Annotated in this window: 19 protein-coding genes; 6 read left to right on the top strand and 13 right to left on the bottom strand. The window is 62.8% G+C overall.

All coding sequences use genetic code 11. From position 1 onward, the window contains the following. Position 1 precedes the first annotated feature (1 nt). Genes glmU (FGU65_RS09270) through FGU65_RS09235 form a run of 8 tightly spaced genes read right to left on the bottom strand, consistent with a single transcriptional unit; the run spans position 2 to position 7,394 of the window. Entirely contained in the window at positions 2-1,162 is a 1,161-nt protein-coding gene (gene glmU / locus FGU65_RS09270; protein WP_367652373.1) for a bifunctional sugar-1-phosphate nucleotidylyltransferase/acetyltransferase, read from the bottom strand. Next, positions 1,159-2,358 carry a bifunctional sugar-1-phosphate nucleotidylyltransferase/acetyltransferase gene (glmU, locus tag FGU65_RS09265; protein WP_301664170.1) on the bottom strand — a complete coding sequence of 400 codons (1,200 nt, stop codon included), beginning with the start codon at positions 2,356-2,358 and terminating at the stop codon, positions 1,159-1,161. The genes glmU (FGU65_RS09270) and glmU (FGU65_RS09265) overlap by 4 nt, the downstream gene beginning before the upstream one ends. A gap of 15 nt (positions 2,359-2,373) precedes the next feature. Further along, complete coding sequence (locus FGU65_RS09260; RefSeq protein ID WP_301664169.1) at positions 2,374-3,624, bottom strand: phosphopentomutase/phosphoglucosamine mutase; 1,251 nt, start codon at positions 3,622-3,624, stop codon at positions 2,374-2,376. Between the two features lie 36 nt (positions 3,625-3,660). Continuing rightward, on the bottom strand, positions 3,661-4,266 hold the full coding sequence (locus tag FGU65_RS09255; RefSeq protein WP_301664168.1) for a hypothetical protein: 606 nt from the start codon (positions 4,264-4,266) through the stop codon (positions 3,661-3,663). Beyond that, complete coding sequence (locus FGU65_RS09250; protein WP_301664167.1) at positions 4,263-4,886, bottom strand: cyclase family protein; 624 nt, start codon at positions 4,884-4,886, stop codon at positions 4,263-4,265. Before FGU65_RS09250 ends, FGU65_RS09255 begins: the two co-directional genes overlap by 4 nt. A gap of 2 nt (positions 4,887-4,888) precedes the next feature. Further along, positions 4,889-5,548: a protein-L-isoaspartate(D-aspartate) O-methyltransferase gene (locus tag FGU65_RS09245; RefSeq protein ID WP_301664166.1), complete on the bottom strand. Its 660-nt coding sequence runs from the start codon at positions 5,546-5,548 to the stop codon at positions 4,889-4,891. 17 nt (positions 5,549-5,565) lie between these two features. Next, positions 5,566-6,666 carry a SufB/SufD family protein gene (locus tag FGU65_RS09240; protein WP_301664165.1) on the bottom strand — a complete coding sequence of 367 codons (1,101 nt, stop codon included), beginning with the start codon at positions 6,664-6,666 and terminating at the stop codon, positions 5,566-5,568. Beyond that, positions 6,663-7,394 carry an ABC transporter ATP-binding protein gene (locus tag FGU65_RS09235; RefSeq protein WP_301664164.1) on the bottom strand — a complete coding sequence of 244 codons (732 nt, stop codon included), beginning with the start codon at positions 7,392-7,394 and terminating at the stop codon, positions 6,663-6,665. The genes FGU65_RS09240 and FGU65_RS09235 overlap by 4 nt, the downstream gene beginning before the upstream one ends. A gap of 158 nt (positions 7,395-7,552) precedes the next feature. Here FGU65_RS09235 and FGU65_RS09230 point away from each other — a divergent pair, with 158 nt between their 5' ends. Further along, positions 7,553-7,699, top strand: coding sequence for a hypothetical protein (locus FGU65_RS09230; protein WP_301664163.1), 147 nt, complete (start codon positions 7,553-7,555; stop codon positions 7,697-7,699). 69 nt (positions 7,700-7,768) lie between these two features. Further along, on the top strand, positions 7,769-8,638 hold the full coding sequence (locus tag FGU65_RS09225) for a DNA-methyltransferase (protein ID WP_301664162.1): 870 nt from the start codon (positions 7,769-7,771) through the stop codon (positions 8,636-8,638). A gap of 109 nt (positions 8,639-8,747) precedes the next feature. On the opposite strand, the gene FGU65_RS09220 is transcribed toward FGU65_RS09225, so the two are convergent. Genes FGU65_RS09220 through FGU65_RS09210 form a run of 3 tightly spaced genes read right to left on the bottom strand, consistent with a single transcriptional unit; the run spans position 8,748 to position 11,320 of the window. After that, on the bottom strand, positions 8,748-9,884 hold the full coding sequence (locus FGU65_RS09220) for a hypothetical protein (protein ID WP_301664161.1): 1,137 nt from the start codon (positions 9,882-9,884) through the stop codon (positions 8,748-8,750). Further along, on the bottom strand, positions 9,881-10,663 hold the full coding sequence (locus FGU65_RS09215; RefSeq protein WP_301664160.1) for a TIGR01458 family HAD-type hydrolase: 783 nt from the start codon (positions 10,661-10,663) through the stop codon (positions 9,881-9,883). Before FGU65_RS09215 ends, FGU65_RS09220 begins: the two co-directional genes overlap by 4 nt. A 3-nt stretch (positions 10,664-10,666) precedes the next feature. Beyond that, positions 10,667-11,320 carry a type 1 glutamine amidotransferase gene (locus tag FGU65_RS09210; RefSeq protein WP_301664159.1) on the bottom strand — a complete coding sequence of 218 codons (654 nt, stop codon included), beginning with the start codon at positions 11,318-11,320 and terminating at the stop codon, positions 10,667-10,669. 141 nt (positions 11,321-11,461) lie between these two features. On the opposite strand from FGU65_RS09210, the gene FGU65_RS09205 reads away from it, so the two are divergent. Genes FGU65_RS09205 through FGU65_RS09190 form a run of 4 tightly spaced genes read left to right on the top strand, consistent with a single transcriptional unit; the run spans position 11,462 to position 14,399 of the window. Further along, complete coding sequence (locus FGU65_RS09205; RefSeq protein ID WP_301664158.1) at positions 11,462-12,541, top strand: ribonuclease H-like domain-containing protein; 1,080 nt, start codon at positions 11,462-11,464, stop codon at positions 12,539-12,541. Further along, positions 12,528-13,325, top strand: a complete 798-nt coding sequence (locus tag FGU65_RS09200; protein WP_301664157.1) for a helicase-related protein — start codon at positions 12,528-12,530, stop codon at positions 13,323-13,325. The genes FGU65_RS09205 and FGU65_RS09200 overlap by 14 nt, the downstream gene beginning before the upstream one ends. Before the next feature lie 4 nt (positions 13,326-13,329). Then, entirely contained in the window at positions 13,330-13,863 is a 534-nt protein-coding gene (locus FGU65_RS09195; protein ID WP_301664156.1) for an archaemetzincin family Zn-dependent metalloprotease, read from the top strand. Then, positions 13,860-14,399 (top strand): nucleoside-triphosphatase, encoded by a 540-nt coding sequence (locus FGU65_RS09190; RefSeq protein WP_301664155.1) that lies wholly within the window; start codon positions 13,860-13,862, stop codon positions 14,397-14,399. Before FGU65_RS09195 ends, FGU65_RS09190 begins: the two co-directional genes overlap by 4 nt. 327 nt (positions 14,400-14,726) lie before the next feature. Here FGU65_RS09190 and FGU65_RS09185 read toward each other — a convergent pair whose 3' ends face one another. Beyond that, positions 14,727-14,933: a helix-turn-helix transcriptional regulator gene (locus FGU65_RS09185; protein WP_301664154.1), complete on the bottom strand. Its 207-nt coding sequence runs from the start codon at positions 14,931-14,933 to the stop codon at positions 14,727-14,729. 31 nt (positions 14,934-14,964) lie between these two features. Next, the gene (locus tag FGU65_RS09180) at positions 14,965-15,351 is read right to left on the bottom strand and encodes a hypothetical protein (protein ID WP_301664153.1); all 387 of its coding nucleotides are present in this window, start codon (positions 15,349-15,351) and stop codon (positions 14,965-14,967) included. Positions 15,352-15,369: the final 18 nt, after the last annotated feature.

Here is a 15,369-nt window from a genome sequence, read left to right as displayed (position 1 = left end):
CTCAGATCACCCTGGTGTTGTCCTCGATGAGACCGACAACGACGCGCCCCTCTTCAATAGAGACGTTGTTACCGGCGACGCAGTTCTTAAATGTTGTGAAGGGAGCCGCCCGGACACCGTCACCGAGCACCGCACCGAACTCCGACTTTGTCACCCCGCCGCCGACCTCAAAGAAGGCCTCTTTGGGGTAGGTCGTTGTGTGGTCGCCAAGGATGCACCCCTGGCCGAAGACAGCACTGACGATCCGGGAGTGCGATCCGACGGTGACGTCGTCCATGATCAGCGAGTCCTTCAGGTAGGTGAACGGCTCGATCTTCACCCTTGAGGCGATGCTGGTCTGCGGCATGATGACGGCGTTCGGCCCGATCTCGCAGTCCTCACCGATGACCACCGGACCCTGGATGACGGTGTTCTCCCCGATCGTCGTGCCCTTCCCGATCCTGACCCGGCCGCGGAGGGACGCGGTCGTGCTGACGGTGCCGCTGGTCGCGGGTGCAAGGTCCCGCAGCATCCGGGCGTTCATCTTCAGGAGATCCCAGGAGTAGATCGCGTCCTGCCAGTCTTCGGCAGGTATCGCCCGGATCTTCTCGCCGTCTGCCAGCATGCCTGCGATGGCGTCGGGGATCTCGTTGCTCCGGAGGTAGCCGAAGATATCAGGGGTGAAGGAAAAGACTCCGGTGCTGACGGTGAACGTCGGGGCGTCCTCAGGCTTTTCGAGTATCTTCTCAACAAAACCGTTCTTGATCACCACGACGCCGAAGTTCGAGGGACTCGGGTGCTCGGTATAGAGCATCGCGTTCCTCTCGGTCTTTATCCGCGCAATGGATGTCGGGCTGATGTAATTGTCGCCGGGAAGGAGGAGGAAGTCTCCGGCGATCTCGGATTCGGCGCTCCGTAGGGCGTCGGCGGTGCCGAGCTGCCGCTCCTGCACCACGACCTGGATCGGTACATCGAGCTGGTTTAAGTAGCGGATGACGTACTCTTTCCGGTATCCCACCACAACGACGATGTCGCGGATACCGTTCTCAAGGAGGCTGTGTATGACGTACTCGATGATCGGCCGGTTGGCGACCGGTATCATCGCTTTTGGTCTACTCCGCGTAAGAGGACGGAGGCGGTTTCCCTCTCCTGCTGCAAGAATGACTGCCTGCATGGGACTCATCGGATCACCGTCTCGTCCTCGATGCAGCCTTCCACCCATGCGTGCGGGGCGATCCTCGCATTGCTGCCGATCAGACTTCCCACGTTGACTGAGCAGTTGATCCCGAACTGGACACCGTCGCCGATGATGGCACCGAACTTCCGGCGCCCCGTGCTCTTTCCGCAGACTTTGACGGTGCCGTGGTCGTGGCGCAGGTTGGCGACCTTGGTGCCCGCACCGAAGTTGCACCCGCTGCCGATCACCGAGTCTCCGATGTAGTTGAAATGCGGGATCTTCGTCCCGGCCATCACAATGGTGTTCTTGAGTTCCGTCGCGTGGCCGATATGGCAGTTATCGCCGATCGAGGTTGCGCCCCGGATGTAGGCGTGCGGCCCGATCGTGCAGTTCTCGCCGATGACGCAGGACCCCTCGATGTAGGTGCCCGCCCGGATCACCGTTCCCTCCCCGACGGTGACGGTTTCGGGAATGGTGACGCCCGCCTCGACGGTGCCGCGCTGCTCGTGCTGCATACCCTCGAGGAGAGCCGCATTGGCGTCGAGGAGATCCCATGGCTGCCCGACGTCGAGCCAGTAGCCGAGGGTGTATGCCCGGAGGGAACCGGTGCGGATATAGGCTTCGAGGGCGTCGGTCAGCTCGAGTTCGCCGCGCCCCGAGATCTTGACGCCCTTTAAGAGATCGAAGATCTCCGGGTCGAAGAGGTATGCCCCGGCGTTGATGAGGTTGCTCTTCGGCCGCTCGGACTTCTCCTCAAGGGCGGTGATCCGCCCGTCCTCCACCGTCACCACACCGTAGTCCTGCGGGTGGTCGGTCCCCGAGACGCCCACGCAGGGAGCGGGCATCCGGCAGATAGCCGCGATATCGTCCCGGCGGAGGATCATATCCCCGTTTAAGAGGAGGAACCGGTCTGTGATCAACCCCGCGGCCGTCCGCAGCGCGTCGGCGGTGCCGAGCTGGTAGCGCTGGGTGACGTAGGTTATCGTCACGCCGAACTGCTCGCCCTCCCCAAAGTGCTTCCGGATCTCCCGCTCGCAGTAGCCGACGACGAAGACGAACTCGGTGATCCCGGCATCTCGGGCCGCCGTGACCAGATGCTCCATCATCGGGCGGTTGGCGATCGGCAGCATTACCTTCGGCCGCCGGGCAGTCAGGGGGCGCATCCGTTTGCCTTCTCCCGCTGCGAGTACTACACACTGCATCCTTGACAACTCCCGTTACGAATGTTTTCCTCCCTGTAGGAGTGCTCGTCCTTTTTCAATCATTTCTTTTGATTTTTCGGGGGTTTTCCCCTCTGCCGTAATCCGGACTTTCGGTTCGGTTCCGCTCGCACGGACGAGGCACCAGCCGTCTTCGTCAGCGACTCGAATCCCATGGGTAGGCTCCTTTGCGCCGAGCGCCGTGAGGATGTCGCGGGGGGCGTCGACGGAGAACGATTCACGAAGGATGGTGTACCGCGGCATCCGGTCGATCTCTTCGGCAACGTTCCACTCCGACGCGATCTCGCAGAAGAGCGCTCCCGCATAGATCCCGTCAGGACAGCAGGAATGGCCCGGGAATATCCAGCTGCCGGAGGGTTCGCCGCCGAAATCACCCCAGGCGAGGAGCTCTTCGGAGACGAAACTGTCGCCGACAGGCGTCCGGTGCACCTCGGCGACCTCCTCGATCGCCATTGAGGCGTCGACCGTCGTCACCACCTTATCGCTGCCGAGATACCGGGCGAAGAGCATCAGGAGACGGTCACCGTCGATGTAGCGGCCTTTCTCGTCGAAGGCCATCATCCGGTCGGCATCGCCGTCGTGGACGACGGCACAGTCCGCACCTTTCCTGCGCACCATCTCCCCGAGGTAGGGGAGGTTCGCCTCGAGCGGTTCGGAGGGGCGGGCGAACCTTCCGGAGACGTTGCAGTTCAGGCAGGTCACGGCGGCGCCGGCATCGGCGAGGAGCCCGGGGGAGATGACGGAGCCTGCCCCGTTGCCGCAGTCGAGCACCACGGAGATCTCGCCCGAAAGGCTCACGGCGTCAAGAATGGCCTTCCGGTGAGGGCCGACAGCATCCGTCGGAAAGACGCTGCCCTGTGCCGTCCAGTTGTTCCAGGCAATATCCGTCACCAGCCGCTCTATCTCGGCCTGCTGCTTCAGCGTGAACGAGGAGCCGTCGGGGTTGAAGAGTTTTACTCCGTTATACTGCTCGGGATTGTGCGAGGCAGTGATCATGCACCCGGCATCGACGTCCCGTGTCCCGAACGCGACCGTCGGTGTCGGGGCGATCCCACAGAAGGAGACCCGCGCTCCTGCCGAGAGCATCCCCGCGGCGACGCTGCGTGACAGCAGCCCGCTCGTCGTGCGGGTATCGGTACCGATCAGAATCCCGGGTGCACCTGCGGCAACCGCAGCGCCGACCCTGAGCGCCAGATCGACCAGAGCGCGATCGAACTGCCGCCGTATCCCCGAAGAGCCAAAAAGCATAGAGCTGTATCACCCCGTATTCCTAGAAAAAAGTATTCATCGCCCGTACGGGCACCAGTGTTCCAGATCCAGGAGAGCGGAGACTCCGGCGGTCGAAGGGCCGAGGAAGAACATCCGCTTCTTCCCCTGCCAAGCATCGATGACGGAGAGGCCTTCGTCCGAGACCAGCCCCTGGCCGGTGACCAGGAAGATATCGGCCGCAGCAGGGTCGTCGGTCAGGTACTCTTTCATCGTCTCCTCAACCACATAGTTCGGGCCGACGCAGTAGATCGTCTTCCCGGCAATTACCCTGGCAAGATCAGCGCGACACTCCCGGTAATTATCGGGCGTGCACGCATGGAGCTTGCGGGCCATGCAGAGAAACGCCGAGACGGCATTCGTAATGGCGCAGGCCGCTCCCCGCTGTTTCGGGTCGGTCAGGGGAGCGTCGAACATGAACGAGACCCGGGTCTTCGCCCGGAGGGGATCGGTCGTGATGAACTCCCCGCTGCTTCCGCCGAATTCAGCCTCCATGCAGACGCCCTTTGGGTACTGGCACTTCTCAGCCTCGTAGTTTACTCCGAGGGTGACGATTCCGCTCTCGCAGCCGCTGTCCTGCAGCCGCTGCTCGAGTTCTTTGACTGCATCCTGTATGACACTCATGATATACCTCCGGATTTCGGTTTCTCGCAGAGCACCACCCGTGCCGGTGACCCGTCGAGCCCCCGGAGCCGCAGGGGCAGTGCAATCATCGTATACTCCCCCTCCGGCACACCGGTGAGATCAAGCAGCTCCAGAACGACAACGTCGCGCTCGAGGAGGTGCCGGTGCACGGAGCCGTCGCCGTCGTACGCCTCGATCGACGGGGCATCCATCCCGACGCAGATGATGCCGTTCTCTGTCAGGTACCGGGCAGCCTCGACCGAGAGGGCGGGATACCCGGGATCGAACGCGTCCTCCCCCGAAAACCAGGTCTTTATAAGGAGGCGCTCCGCCCCCTCGCACCGCCCGGAGAGATCGGCGGGTGTGATCGCGCCCCGGACACGGCAGAGGTCAATGACGCGTGCGGGGCCGATGAGCAGGGGGAGGGGGATCGTATCGACGGTCGCACCGTTCTTCAGGTAGTGGGCGGGGGCATCGATATGCGTCCCGGTGTGGGTGCCGAGGTGCACCTCCGTCAGGAGAGAGTCTCCGGCATCCTCCCGGATCATCCGGGGAATCGGGTCGCCCGGGTAGACGAGGGTATCCTCCCCAAGCTGCCGGGTGACATCGAAGAACTGCATGTTTATTCAGCCCCATGCCATCCGTACTGACCGATGAGCGGCACGAAGCAGACCCCGCCGAAACTGGTGCGCTCCACGGCGCCATCGCGCCTGACGAGCCGGACGAGCTCCTGAAACTCGCGGGCACCGGTCGGGGCAACCAGGCGTCCGCCCTCCGCCAGCTGATCGATGAGCGGCTCGGGGATCGAGGGGGTTGCGGCGGTGATGATGATGCCGTCGTAGGGAGCCTCTGCCGGATAACCTTTCGTCCCGTCGCCGACGGTCACCTCGACGTTGGTGACCCCCACCCGCTCGAGATTCTCGCGGGCGTTCTCTGCAACGGAAGGGAGGCGCTCGATGGAGATGACCCGGGCCGCGAGTTCGGCGAGGATCGCCGCCTGGTAGCCGCTGCCGGTGCCGACCTCGAGCACCGTATCCTCGGGGTTGAGTTCGAGGAGTTCGGTCATCACGGCGACGATGTACGGCTGGGATATCGTCTGCCCCTCGCCTATGGGGAGCGGACTATCCTGGTAGGCGGAGCGCTCGTAGGCGGGGGGGACAAAAAGGTGGCGCGGAACCTTCCGCATGGCGGCGAGGACTCGCGGGTCGCTGATCCCCCGGGCCCGGATCTGCCGCTCGACCATCTCGTTGCGGAGCTCGGCGTAGGGATCAGCGTCGGTCATGGGGCATCACGTCGGGGTCAGAAACCTGATTCTGCCTTGTCGATGGCGTCGTCGATCTGCTTCTGCAGGACCTCGGGGAGGCCGCTGATCTTAACATCAAGGAACCCGCGTATAATGGTTGCGGTCGCCTCCTCCTCGTTGAGCCCGCGAGACATGAGGTACTCGATCTCGTGCCGGGCGATCTTGCCGACCGCCGCCTCGTGCGAGAGCTCGGTCCCGGTCAGGTGACCCTCGATCTCCGGGATGGCGTGAATGATGCCGTCTTTGAGGATCAGACCCTTGCACTCGATATGCCCCCGGGTCTTATCGGTCTCGCCGAGGACGTGGCCGCGGGAGATGATGGTGCCGCCGGTGGTGATGGCACGGGTGATCAGTTCCGCGCTGGTCCCCTCTGCCCCGAGTATTGCACGCGACCCGAGGTCGAGGTGGGAGCCGGGCGTCCCGACGACGATGCTGCTGAATCTGCCGACGGCGCCTTTCCCGGCGAGCCGGGCGGTCGGATACATCTGGATCTTCTTGACCGGCTGCATGCAGACGTAATTCGAGAGGAAGATGCCGCCCTCCTCGACGATCGCCATGCTCCGCGGAAAGACGCTGATCCCCGGGCTCCAGTTGTGGATCATCGTGGAGGTCACTTTGGCGTTCTTCCCGACGTAGATCTCGGTGACGCCGAGGTGTGCCCCATGCTCCTTCTGCGCAGAACTCGCGCACCCGGAGATGAGGTGGATCTCGGATCCTTCCCGGGCGATGACGATGTTGTGAACGTGCTGGACCTTTTCCTGGCGCAGAAAGAGGCAGGCCTGCAACGGCGTCTCGGACCGGGCGCCCTCGTGGGCGATGACGACGACGCCCTGCGGCATCTCCTGCTTCGCGACATACTCGGTATACTTGTCCTTATCCTTCGGGACGGCCTTCCAGCAGTAGTCGCTCACCCAGTCGTACTTCTCGAGGGCGACGGCGATCGGCAGGATCTCGATCCCCTCTGCCGCACACGAGGTATGTACGACATCCTGGTCGATCTGGAAGAAACTGCCGCAGCGGTTCGTCATCTCGAGGTCGAGGCCGGTCAGGGCGAGCCGTTCCTTATCCTTCTGGCTGAGCTGTTCGAGCTCGTTCACATCTGTTTGCACCTGAGACACTCCTTGTAGCCTTTTTCCTGAACGACTTTCAGGATTTCACGGGGGTTGCCATGGCAGCGGATCTGCCCGTCGATCATCACGTGCCCCTGGTCGGCGTCCACGTAGTCCAGGATGTACCCGGTATGCGTGATGATGAGCCCGCTCCGGTGGCGGTCGATGATGTGGACGTCTTTCTCGAGAAGGTGTGCAACCTCGCGGCCCATCAGCGCCATGTTCTCGAGGTCGACGCCGCTCTCCGGCTCGTCGAGCATGATGAACTCGGGCTGCTGCACTTTCAGCTGGAGCACCTCGCTCCGCTTGATCTCACCGCCGGAGAAGCCGACGTTGATATCCCGGGTTAAAAAGTCCTCCATATTGACCGACTGCGCCAGTGCCTCAACGGCCTCTCCGCCGAGCTGCGACGTGGCGGTGAGCAGTTTTCCGAGCTTCAGTCCGGCGATCGCCGGAGGCCGCTGGAAGAGCATTCCGATGCCGAGCTCCGCCCGTTCGTGAATCGGCATCTGCGTGATGTCGGTTCCCTTAAAAAGTATTGAACCGCTGGTTACGGAATAGTTCCCGAATCCCATGATCGTCATGAGGAGCGAGCTCTTCCCGGAGCCGTTCGGCCCCATGAGGACGTGCGTCTCTCCCCCCCCTATCTGAAGGTTGATGCCGTGGAGCACCTCCCGATCTTCCACGCGCACCGACAAATCCCTGATATCCAGCATATGGCACCTGGTTCATGTATTTGTCGAACGATACAATAAACGCTTGCACAGGGGGGCAGCGTCCCGATCGGCAGGGAAAGCCGCCGGACGCTCCCGGCCGTTCACTTTCGCACCGCGCCCGCCCGGGTATCTTATAGCCGCCCGTCCCTGTTTCCTGTATGAGTGGAAAGACATTCGGGTACCTTGCCGACCGGGCGGCACAGCATCCCGTCATCGTCAGGAAGAGCCAGATGCGCAAGATCAGCTACATGAGCAGCAGCGAGCACCGGCCCGCATCTCTGATCATTCCGAAGACCTCATTCTGAATCGGCCTGACCCGTCCCACAGGTTAAAGACCCCTGCAGCGAATAGTGCCCCGGAGGAAGCCGGGAGGCATGCGGCAGGAGAAACTTCGCCGAGAAGAGGCGGATGGGCAGGCGCCCGGTATCGGGCGCTACCTCAATACGGTCATCTGCGGGGATGCCGCCGGAGTGCTCCCGGTCCTGCCCACAGAGAGCATCGACCTCGTCGTCACCTCCCCGCCCTACAACTTCGGCCACCGTTACGCCGGCGACCCTTCCGGCGACACCCGTGACTGGAACGAGTACTTCGCGGCGCTCGATGCCGTCTGGCGTGAGTGTGCCCGGGTCTTGAAACCCGGCGGCCGGATTGCCGTGAACATCCAGCCCCTCTTCTCGGAGTACGTTCCGACGCACCACCTGATATCGCGGCAGCTGCTGGATCTCGGGCTCCTCTGGAAGGCGGAGATACTCTGGGAGAAGCACAACTACAACGCCAAGTACACCGCCTGGGGAAGCTGGAAGTCTCCCTCGATGCCGTACCTGAAATACACCTGGGAGTTCATCGAGGTCTTTGCAAAGGAGACCCGCAAAAAAGCGGGGAACCGGAGAGACATCGATATCACCGGTGCCGAGTTCAAGGAATGGGTCATCGCCCGCTGGTCGTTCCCATCGGAGACCCGGATGAAGGACTACGGGCACCCGGCGATGTTCCCGGAGGAGCTGCCGCGGCGGCTCCTGAAACTCTTCTCGTACCGGGGGGATCTGGTGCTTGACCCCTTCAACGGCGCAGGCACGACGACGCTCGCTGCCTGCAGGAACGGGCGACGGTTTATCGGCATCGACATCTCGGCCGAATACTGCAGGGTGGCGATGGCACGGCTGCAGGCAGCTGGAAAAGGAAAGAAACCCTGTGGATCGCCGCCGCCCCGGTGCATCAGGTGGACGGACGGACGGCAGGGATGAGGGGATCCTTTCGCAGGCCGATTGCCGGGCTCGGGCACTCCATGACTGCCCTGTCATGGAACCATAGGGGCAATCGCAAGCGGGGGATGGGGTTCCCCTATCTGCCCCTTCAAACGCCCTCAAGAACCGACCGGTGCTCCTGCACGAACCGATACGTCCCCGGCCGGTCGTGCGTGTGGGTGACGATGTAATTGTGGATGTCTGCATACACCTGTGAGTCCTCGACCATCCGGGTATATTCACCGCAGAGAGCGTTGTACTCGTTCACGAGTCCGTTGTACGCAGAAACCCGGGCATTGTGGGTGCTGATATCCCCGGCAGCACGCAGCCGATCGATCTCGGTACGGAGGGAGGCCAGCTGCCGTTCCATCTCCTGCAGTGCGGTTGCATGGGTCGCGATAGTACCTCCCAGCGCCGTAAAACGGGCGTGCGAGGCCAGAAGGGCATCCTGGATCGCACCGATCTCACCGCACCTGCCGTATTCGCGGCCTGCGGCCCCCACCGGGATGACGAGCGGTTCGGAGACTATCTCCGTCCCGTCGGCGAGCTCCTGCGGCGGCAGCCCGATGTAACTTCCGTTGGTAACCTCGAGGTAGGCATATCCGGTTCCCGAAAAATTGCACCCGGAGGCCTTCACCCCGACCGCCATGTGCTGCTCCTCCGCAAAGTAGAGGAGGGCCGTCCCGTAGCCCTCGCGAGCAAGGATGCCGGCCAGGAGGAGGCTTTTGTCGTCGCAGTCCCCGTATCCGTCGGCGAACGTCTCGATCGGAAACTTCGGTTCGATCAAACGGTCGTCGGTCCGGTAGGGGATCGTCTGGACAAAGGCCGTGAGCAGCTCGAGGTAACGGTCGTCGTCGAGCCCCTCCCGGTCGCGGACGGCACGCAGCTCTCCGAGAAGATCGGCATAGAATGATCGCTGGTGGGTGTCATTCACGAACGCCCGGTAATAGAGCGGCAGCCACTCGTCCTTCGTGAAGTCTTCGTAGAGGTAGATCGCCTTATCGGCCTGTTTCGCACCGGCGTAGACGGCCGGGTCGACTGCGACCCGGATAGAGATGTTTTGCTGCTCAAACGGGAAGGAGTAGGCGGTCTCGCCGTCGAACGTCGCTCCATCCACCGGGACGATCACCGGGGGAACGGCGGCGGGCTGGACGAGACCGAGGCAGCCGGCGGAGCCTGCACCTACGAGAAGAAGGAGGATGCAGACCACAGGCAGCGGCAGGTTCGACCGCAGAATTGCGCTCACCTCCTTCCGTCGGCGAGGTGCTCCGGCAGGGCGGCCATTGACCCGATGACGAGGTCCGGACGGATCCCCGAGCGCCGGACCGCCTCCTCGCGGTACTTCCCGGTCTTCACCAGAACCCCCCGGAGACCAGCAGCCCGGGCTCCTCCGATATCGGTGAAGATGTCGTCGCCGATCATCGCAGCCTCACCTGGCTCCGCCCCCATCTGCCGGAGGGCAAGCGTGAAGAACTCCCGCGAGGGCTTGCCCATCACCTCTGCCCGGACACCGGCGGCGTACTCGAGCGCCGCAACGAACGGCCCGGCGGAGAGCTGGAGGCCGTCACTCCCCATCCAGTAGCGGTCTTTCTCAAGGGCGATCAGGTCAGCACCCTCCAGCAACAGGCGGAATGCCGCGTTCATCTTCTCGTAGGTAAAGTTCTCGCCGGCATCGCCGACGATGACCGCATCCACGTCCTTCTCCGCCACTTCGATCCCCCCCTGCTCGAAGTCGCGGCAAAGATCCCCGGTGGCGAGCAGGAAGCACCGGCTCTGCCCGCGCTCCTGCATCCGGGCGACAGCGGCGACCGGCGAGGTCACGATCAGGTCTTCGGGAACGGCGTAGCCGAGACCGGCGAGTTTCGCTGCGACCGAGCGGCGCGACCGGCGGGTGGTGTTCGAAACGAAGCGATAGGCTATCCCCTGTTCCTCGAGGAACGCGAGAGTGCGGTCCGCTCCCGCAACGGGAGAGTCCCCGACATAGAGCACCCCGTCGATATCGATGAGGAGCGCCGTTACGTCCACGCGTCACGCACCCCCTGAGAGGACGTGATCGAGAAGCCTCCTGCAGAGTTCTTCGCTTCCCCGCAGGTGCCGGGAGGTTTCGGCACGGATGCGGTCGCGCTCATCCTGCGGCAGCTCCTCGGTCCAGTCGGCGATGATCCCGGGCGTCGCCTCCATATGGAACTGGACAGCGAGCGCACTTTTGTAGGAGAAGATCTGGTTGGGAACCTGCGTTCCCCAGGCAAACAGATCGGCGCCGACGGGGAGGTCGAAGGTCTCGTTGTGCCAGTGAAAGACGACCGCACGGTCGGGGCATCCGGGCAGGAGGTCGCTCCGGATCAGATCGATGCCGCACCACCCTTTCTCCGGCGTTCCGGGGTACACCGCTTTTCCAAGAGCGCTTGCAATCAGCTGCGCCCCGAGGCAGATGCCGAGCACCGGCGCGCCTGACCGGATGCTCCGGCGTATCAGCTCCTTCTCGCCCTTCAGGAACGGGTAATCCGCCTCATCGTTGACGCTCATCCGCCCCCCGAGGAAGATCAGCGGGGAACGGTCGACGGGAGGGAGCACCTCGCCCTCGTAGAGGCGGACGATCTGATACTCGAGGTTCTGCTCCCGGAGGATCTGCTCCAGGAAACCAGGCGGTTCCGCCTCCCCATGCTGAAAGAGTGTGATCATGTATCGCTCCCCGGCAATTATCAGCATACTATGCACCGATGATATTTATGCGCGACCCGGAGGCGAAGAGACTCAGCGTTCACTTTCGCGCCCCGGAGACCGGATTCATATATCTCTCCTGACCAACGCAATCACCATACAATGGCCGGCCTCTTCGACCAGATCGGCAGGGAGTGGCACCGGCGCGTCGAGAACCTCCGTGAGTACGAGGTTTTGACCGATGGAGAGAATGGTGATGCGGGGTTTTATGATGCACATCTCTTCCGCTCGGACTACGACCGCGCCCGGCAGCTCCAGCACCGGCTCCTCGCGGCGTACCGGGACACCCCGCTCGACGCTCTCTTCGACGGCAGGGAGGAGAGGACCGATGCCGGCACCTGCTACGGTATCGAGTCCTCGGAGCCGCTCGCGATGCAGCCTGCCGACCGGGAACGGGTCAGAGCGGCGATCCTCGGCGATCTGACCCTTGTCCGTGGGGTCGGCGACCGGACAGAGGCACGGCTCCGGCAGGTGGGCTACCAGACGATCACCGACCTGACCCGGCACCCGCGGTATGGGAGCAACGCCGATCACATCCTCCGCACGCTCGCCTTCGGGACGACCGCCGATCTCATGCAGCATATCGCAAGAAGGCACCAGGCGTCCCACCCGCTGGTGCTGGCGGCGAGCCGATTCCATGACCCCGAGGACTTCGTCTTCCTGGACATCGAGACGCTGGGACTCTTCTCCCGGCCGATCATTCTCATCGGTGTCGCAGAGATGAGTGGGGCGGCGATCGTCGTCCGCCAGTACCTGCTCCGCGGGATCGACGAAGAGGAGGCGGCGCTCTCTGCAGCGGTCGAACGCCTGGCACGGGAAAGTGCATGCCTGGTCACCTTCAACGGCAGGGCCTTCGATATCCCGTACATCCAGGACCGGCTCGCCTACTACGGCATCGGCGCGGACCTTTGCATGCCGCACTTCGATGCCCTTCACTTCTCGCGGCGGTGCTGGAGAAAGAAGGTCGCGAGCTGCCGGCTGACTGCGCTCGAGCGGGCGATCTTCGGCATCGAACGGCGCGACGATGTCCCGAGCGCGATGGTACCCAAGTTCTACGAAGCCTACCTCCGGACCGGGAACCCGGGCCCTCTCGTGCCGGTGGTGGAGCACAACCACCAGGACCTGATAACGCTTGCCCGCCTCTTCACTCACCTCCGGGAGGAGTGGGATGGGAGTACCTGACCTCGTCCGCCTGCTCGCAGAGGATCCGCGATACCGGAGCCGGATCGCCCACATCGAAGAGATCCCACCGCGCTTGCCGCAGTACGGCACCCTCTCGCGCCCCCTTCCCGACGCCCTTGCGGCCTTCCTTGCGCAGAAGGGTATCCGGCTGTATACGCACCAGTGCGAAGCGATCGAGCGGGTCAGGAACGGCGAGCACCTCGTCATCAGCAACCCCTCTGCGAAGGGAGCCCGCGACAGGTCCGCCCACCTCGAGACGCGGGATCTCTTCGTTGAGGCGCTCCGGCAGGACTGCCGGATCATCTGTTTTGCAGTCTCCCGGCGGACGGCGGAGCCCGTCACCCGGTGGTCGCAGGAGGCACTCGGCGCTAAAAGGGCAGGAAGCATCGCCTCCTACCGTGCCGGGTATCTCCCGGAAGAGCGCCGCGCAATCGAGGGTGCGCTGAAACGCGGAGACCTCGCCGGGGTGGTCTCAACAAACGCCCTCGAGCTCGGGATCGACATCGGATCGCTCGACGGCGCGATCCTCTCCGGGTATCCCGGGACGATGAACTCGGTCTGGCAGCAGGCGGGGCGGGCAGGCAGGCGCAGGGGCGATGCGGTCGCCGTCATGGTCGCCTTCAGAGACCCCCTCGACCAGTACTGTGCCCCGCCTGCATCTACTCCCCGAAATGCGGCAACGGCAACCAGCCGCTCGACAAACAGGCGGCACGCCTGCTGCTCGAGAGACTGGCCGGCGAAGCTGCCGACCGATACTCTCAACACCACCCCCGCCCATCCGTGAATCGATGAGCATCATCCTGATACCAGTGGAAAACCTTGAGCCCGGACTTCTCCCGGATCTCCGCGAGGCGCTCCGCCGGATATTCCGGGAGGAGGTGGCGACGGGGGAGATGGTGCGCCTGCCCGAGCGGGCGCGAAACGACCTGCGGGATCAGTACGAAGCGGAGACCGTGCTCGACGCAGTCGCCCGTCTGGGACAGGGAACCGGCGGCGACCGAAGACTCGGCATCACCGATGCCGACCTGTACGTTCCCGGCCTCAACTTCATCTTCGGGCTTGCAAAACAGAGAGATGCCGTGATCTCGCTGCACCGGCTCCGCCAGTCCTTTTACGGCCTTTTCGATGACCGGAAGATCTTCTGCCACCGGGTGCTTGTCGAGGCGGTGCATGAACTCGGGCACACCTACGGCCTCCCCCACTGCCGCAACCCGGCGTGCGTCATGCACTTCTCGAGCACCATCGCAGAGACCGACCGAAAAGGACCGGGCTTCTGCCCGTCCTGCCACCGGAATATCGCGGCAGTTCCGATCCGTCGATGACGCAGAACCTCCTGATCACCGGCAGGCCGGGGGCCGGCAAGACCACCCTGATTCGCCGCATTGCGGAGAGTTTTGGGGACAGACGTCTGGTCGGGTTCTATACGCAGGAGATTCTGAGCGAAGGCACACGGGTCGGGTTCGAGCTGGTGAGCCTCGATGGCAGGAGACGGGTGCTTGCCCGCACCGGCATGCAGAGCACCTGCACCGTCGGCCGCTATGGGGTCGACGTGGAAGGATTTGAAGCGTTTCTCGCATCAGTACCGTTCAGCGACCCGGAGGTGGATCTGATCGTCATCGATGAGATCGGGAAGATGGAGTGGTGCTCGGAGAGGTTCCGGAGGGTCGTCCGGGAGGCGCTGGACTCCCCGACCCCGTGCATCGCAACAATCGCAATGAAAGCCGGCGGCGGTATCGCTGCGATACGGGACCGAAACGACGTCGCGCTTGTGGAGATCACCCGGCAGAACCGGAACACCATGCTGCCGCGGCTTCTGGCGGAAGTCCGGGAGATGATGTCACGGGCAACGGGCGCGTGAAAAAACATGCGGCCGAACAGGGCGGAGAAGAATGAACGTTTCTTCGCGTGCGCGATCCGTGCATGAAACCGCCTATCGTAGATAAAAATATATTAAAACCCATAAAAAGCCCAATTTCCATTTTATTACTTAATAAAGCAGATAAAAATCAAATAGTCGATTTAATTCCGGGGAATAATACCGTAACGTTTATTTCCTAAACTCTACTACATTAGTAGTGCCCCCAGATACTTTTTCTGAAAATATCTTCTGAGACGTTATTTTGCCATTCTGGTAGCAGATAGAGATTTTTATCCAGCTATGCATTCACGTCGGGCCACGGCCGTGTCACTGCAGGTCATCGTCATCGAAGATGAAGAGGTCGTCGATCGTCGTGCCGAGCGTCTGTGCGACCTTGTAGGCAAGTTTGAGGGAGGGATTGTACTTCCCCTTCTCGAGGAAGACGATCGTCTCCCGCCGGACACCAACGGATTTCGCAAGGTCCTCCTGGGTGAGTCCGAGCCTCGCCCGGAGTTCCTTGATTCTGGTCTGCATCGGGTCACCGCCGCAGGAAGGCTGCAGTCATTCACACATCACCCTTCCGGAAGAGAAACCACTGGAAGACCCGCGCGGAGAGAACCATCGTGAAGAGCAGGACGCCGAGGACGGCCTGCAGCCCGAGCACTGCAAGGTCAAGGTAGTCGATCCAGAAGAAGATCAGTATCAGGACCAGGGTGAGCAGCCAGGAGTAGGTGATGCCGTAGGCACCGATCTTCTTGGTCCGCTCGTCGCTCGGAACCTCGTCACGGCTCCGCATGGCCGTAACGGCCGTTACGATCAGCATGGCGATGCCTGCGGAGATGAGCGAGGCCGAGGCCGGACTTTCGGTGGCGATACCGGTGTACGGAAGGGCGATGCCTGCAAGGATAAACAGGATGCCGAGGATCAGGAGGTAGGACTGTCTGCGCTGCATTGTCATCACTGCGTGTTG

Source organism: Methanoculleus frigidifontis, from assembly GCF_030464345.1.
GTDB classification, from domain to species: domain Archaea; phylum Halobacteriota; class Methanomicrobia; order Methanomicrobiales; family Methanoculleaceae; genus Methanoculleus_A; species Methanoculleus_A frigidifontis.
The sequence above is the reverse complement of the archived record's forward strand: the minus strand, read 5'-3'. Positions and strand labels throughout refer to the sequence as shown.

What these genes read in the sequence shown, in the direction of transcription:
- glmU (WP_367652373.1), bottom strand. Translation starts at nt 1,162, where the DNA reads ATGAGTCCCATGCAGGCAGTCATTCTTGCAGCAGGAGAGGGAAACCGC.
- glmU (WP_301664170.1), bottom strand. Translation starts at nt 2,358, where the DNA reads ATGCAGTGTGTAGTACTCGCAGCGGGAGAAGGCAAACGGATGCGCCCC.
- FGU65_RS09260 (WP_301664169.1), bottom strand. Translation starts at nt 3,624, where the DNA reads ATGCTTTTTGGCTCTTCGGGGATACGGCGGCAGTTCGATCGCGCTCTG.
- FGU65_RS09255 (WP_301664168.1), bottom strand. Translation starts at nt 4,266, where the DNA reads ATGAGTGTCATACAGGATGCAGTCAAAGAACTCGAGCAGCGGCTGCAG.
- FGU65_RS09250 (WP_301664167.1), bottom strand. Translation starts at nt 4,886, where the DNA reads ATGCAGTTCTTCGATGTCACCCGGCAGCTTGGGGAGGATACCCTCGTC.
- FGU65_RS09245 (WP_301664166.1), bottom strand. Translation starts at nt 5,548, where the DNA reads ATGACCGACGCTGATCCCTACGCCGAGCTCCGCAACGAGATGGTCGAG.
- FGU65_RS09235 (WP_301664164.1), bottom strand. Translation starts at nt 7,394, where the DNA reads ATGCTGGATATCAGGGATTTGTCGGTGCGCGTGGAAGATCGGGAGGTG.
- FGU65_RS09230 (WP_301664163.1), top strand. Translation starts at nt 7,553, where the DNA reads ATGAGTGGAAAGACATTCGGGTACCTTGCCGACCGGGCGGCACAGCAT.
- FGU65_RS09225 (WP_301664162.1), top strand. Translation starts at nt 7,769, where the DNA reads ATGCGGCAGGAGAAACTTCGCCGAGAAGAGGCGGATGGGCAGGCGCCC.
- FGU65_RS09210 (WP_301664159.1), bottom strand. Translation starts at nt 11,320, where the DNA reads ATGATCACACTCTTTCAGCATGGGGAGGCGGAACCGCCTGGTTTCCTG.
- FGU65_RS09205 (WP_301664158.1), top strand. Translation starts at nt 11,462, where the DNA reads ATGGCCGGCCTCTTCGACCAGATCGGCAGGGAGTGGCACCGGCGCGTC.
- FGU65_RS09200 (WP_301664157.1), top strand. Translation starts at nt 12,528, where the DNA reads ATGGGAGTACCTGACCTCGTCCGCCTGCTCGCAGAGGATCCGCGATAC.
- FGU65_RS09195 (WP_301664156.1), top strand. Translation starts at nt 13,330, where the DNA reads ATGAGCATCATCCTGATACCAGTGGAAAACCTTGAGCCCGGACTTCTC.
- FGU65_RS09190 (WP_301664155.1), top strand. Translation starts at nt 13,860, where the DNA reads ATGACGCAGAACCTCCTGATCACCGGCAGGCCGGGGGCCGGCAAGACC.
- FGU65_RS09185 (WP_301664154.1), bottom strand. Translation starts at nt 14,933, where the DNA reads ATGCAGACCAGAATCAAGGAACTCCGGGCGAGGCTCGGACTCACCCAG.
- FGU65_RS09180 (WP_301664153.1), bottom strand. Translation starts at nt 15,351, where the DNA reads ATGCAGCGCAGACAGTCCTACCTCCTGATCCTCGGCATCCTGTTTATC.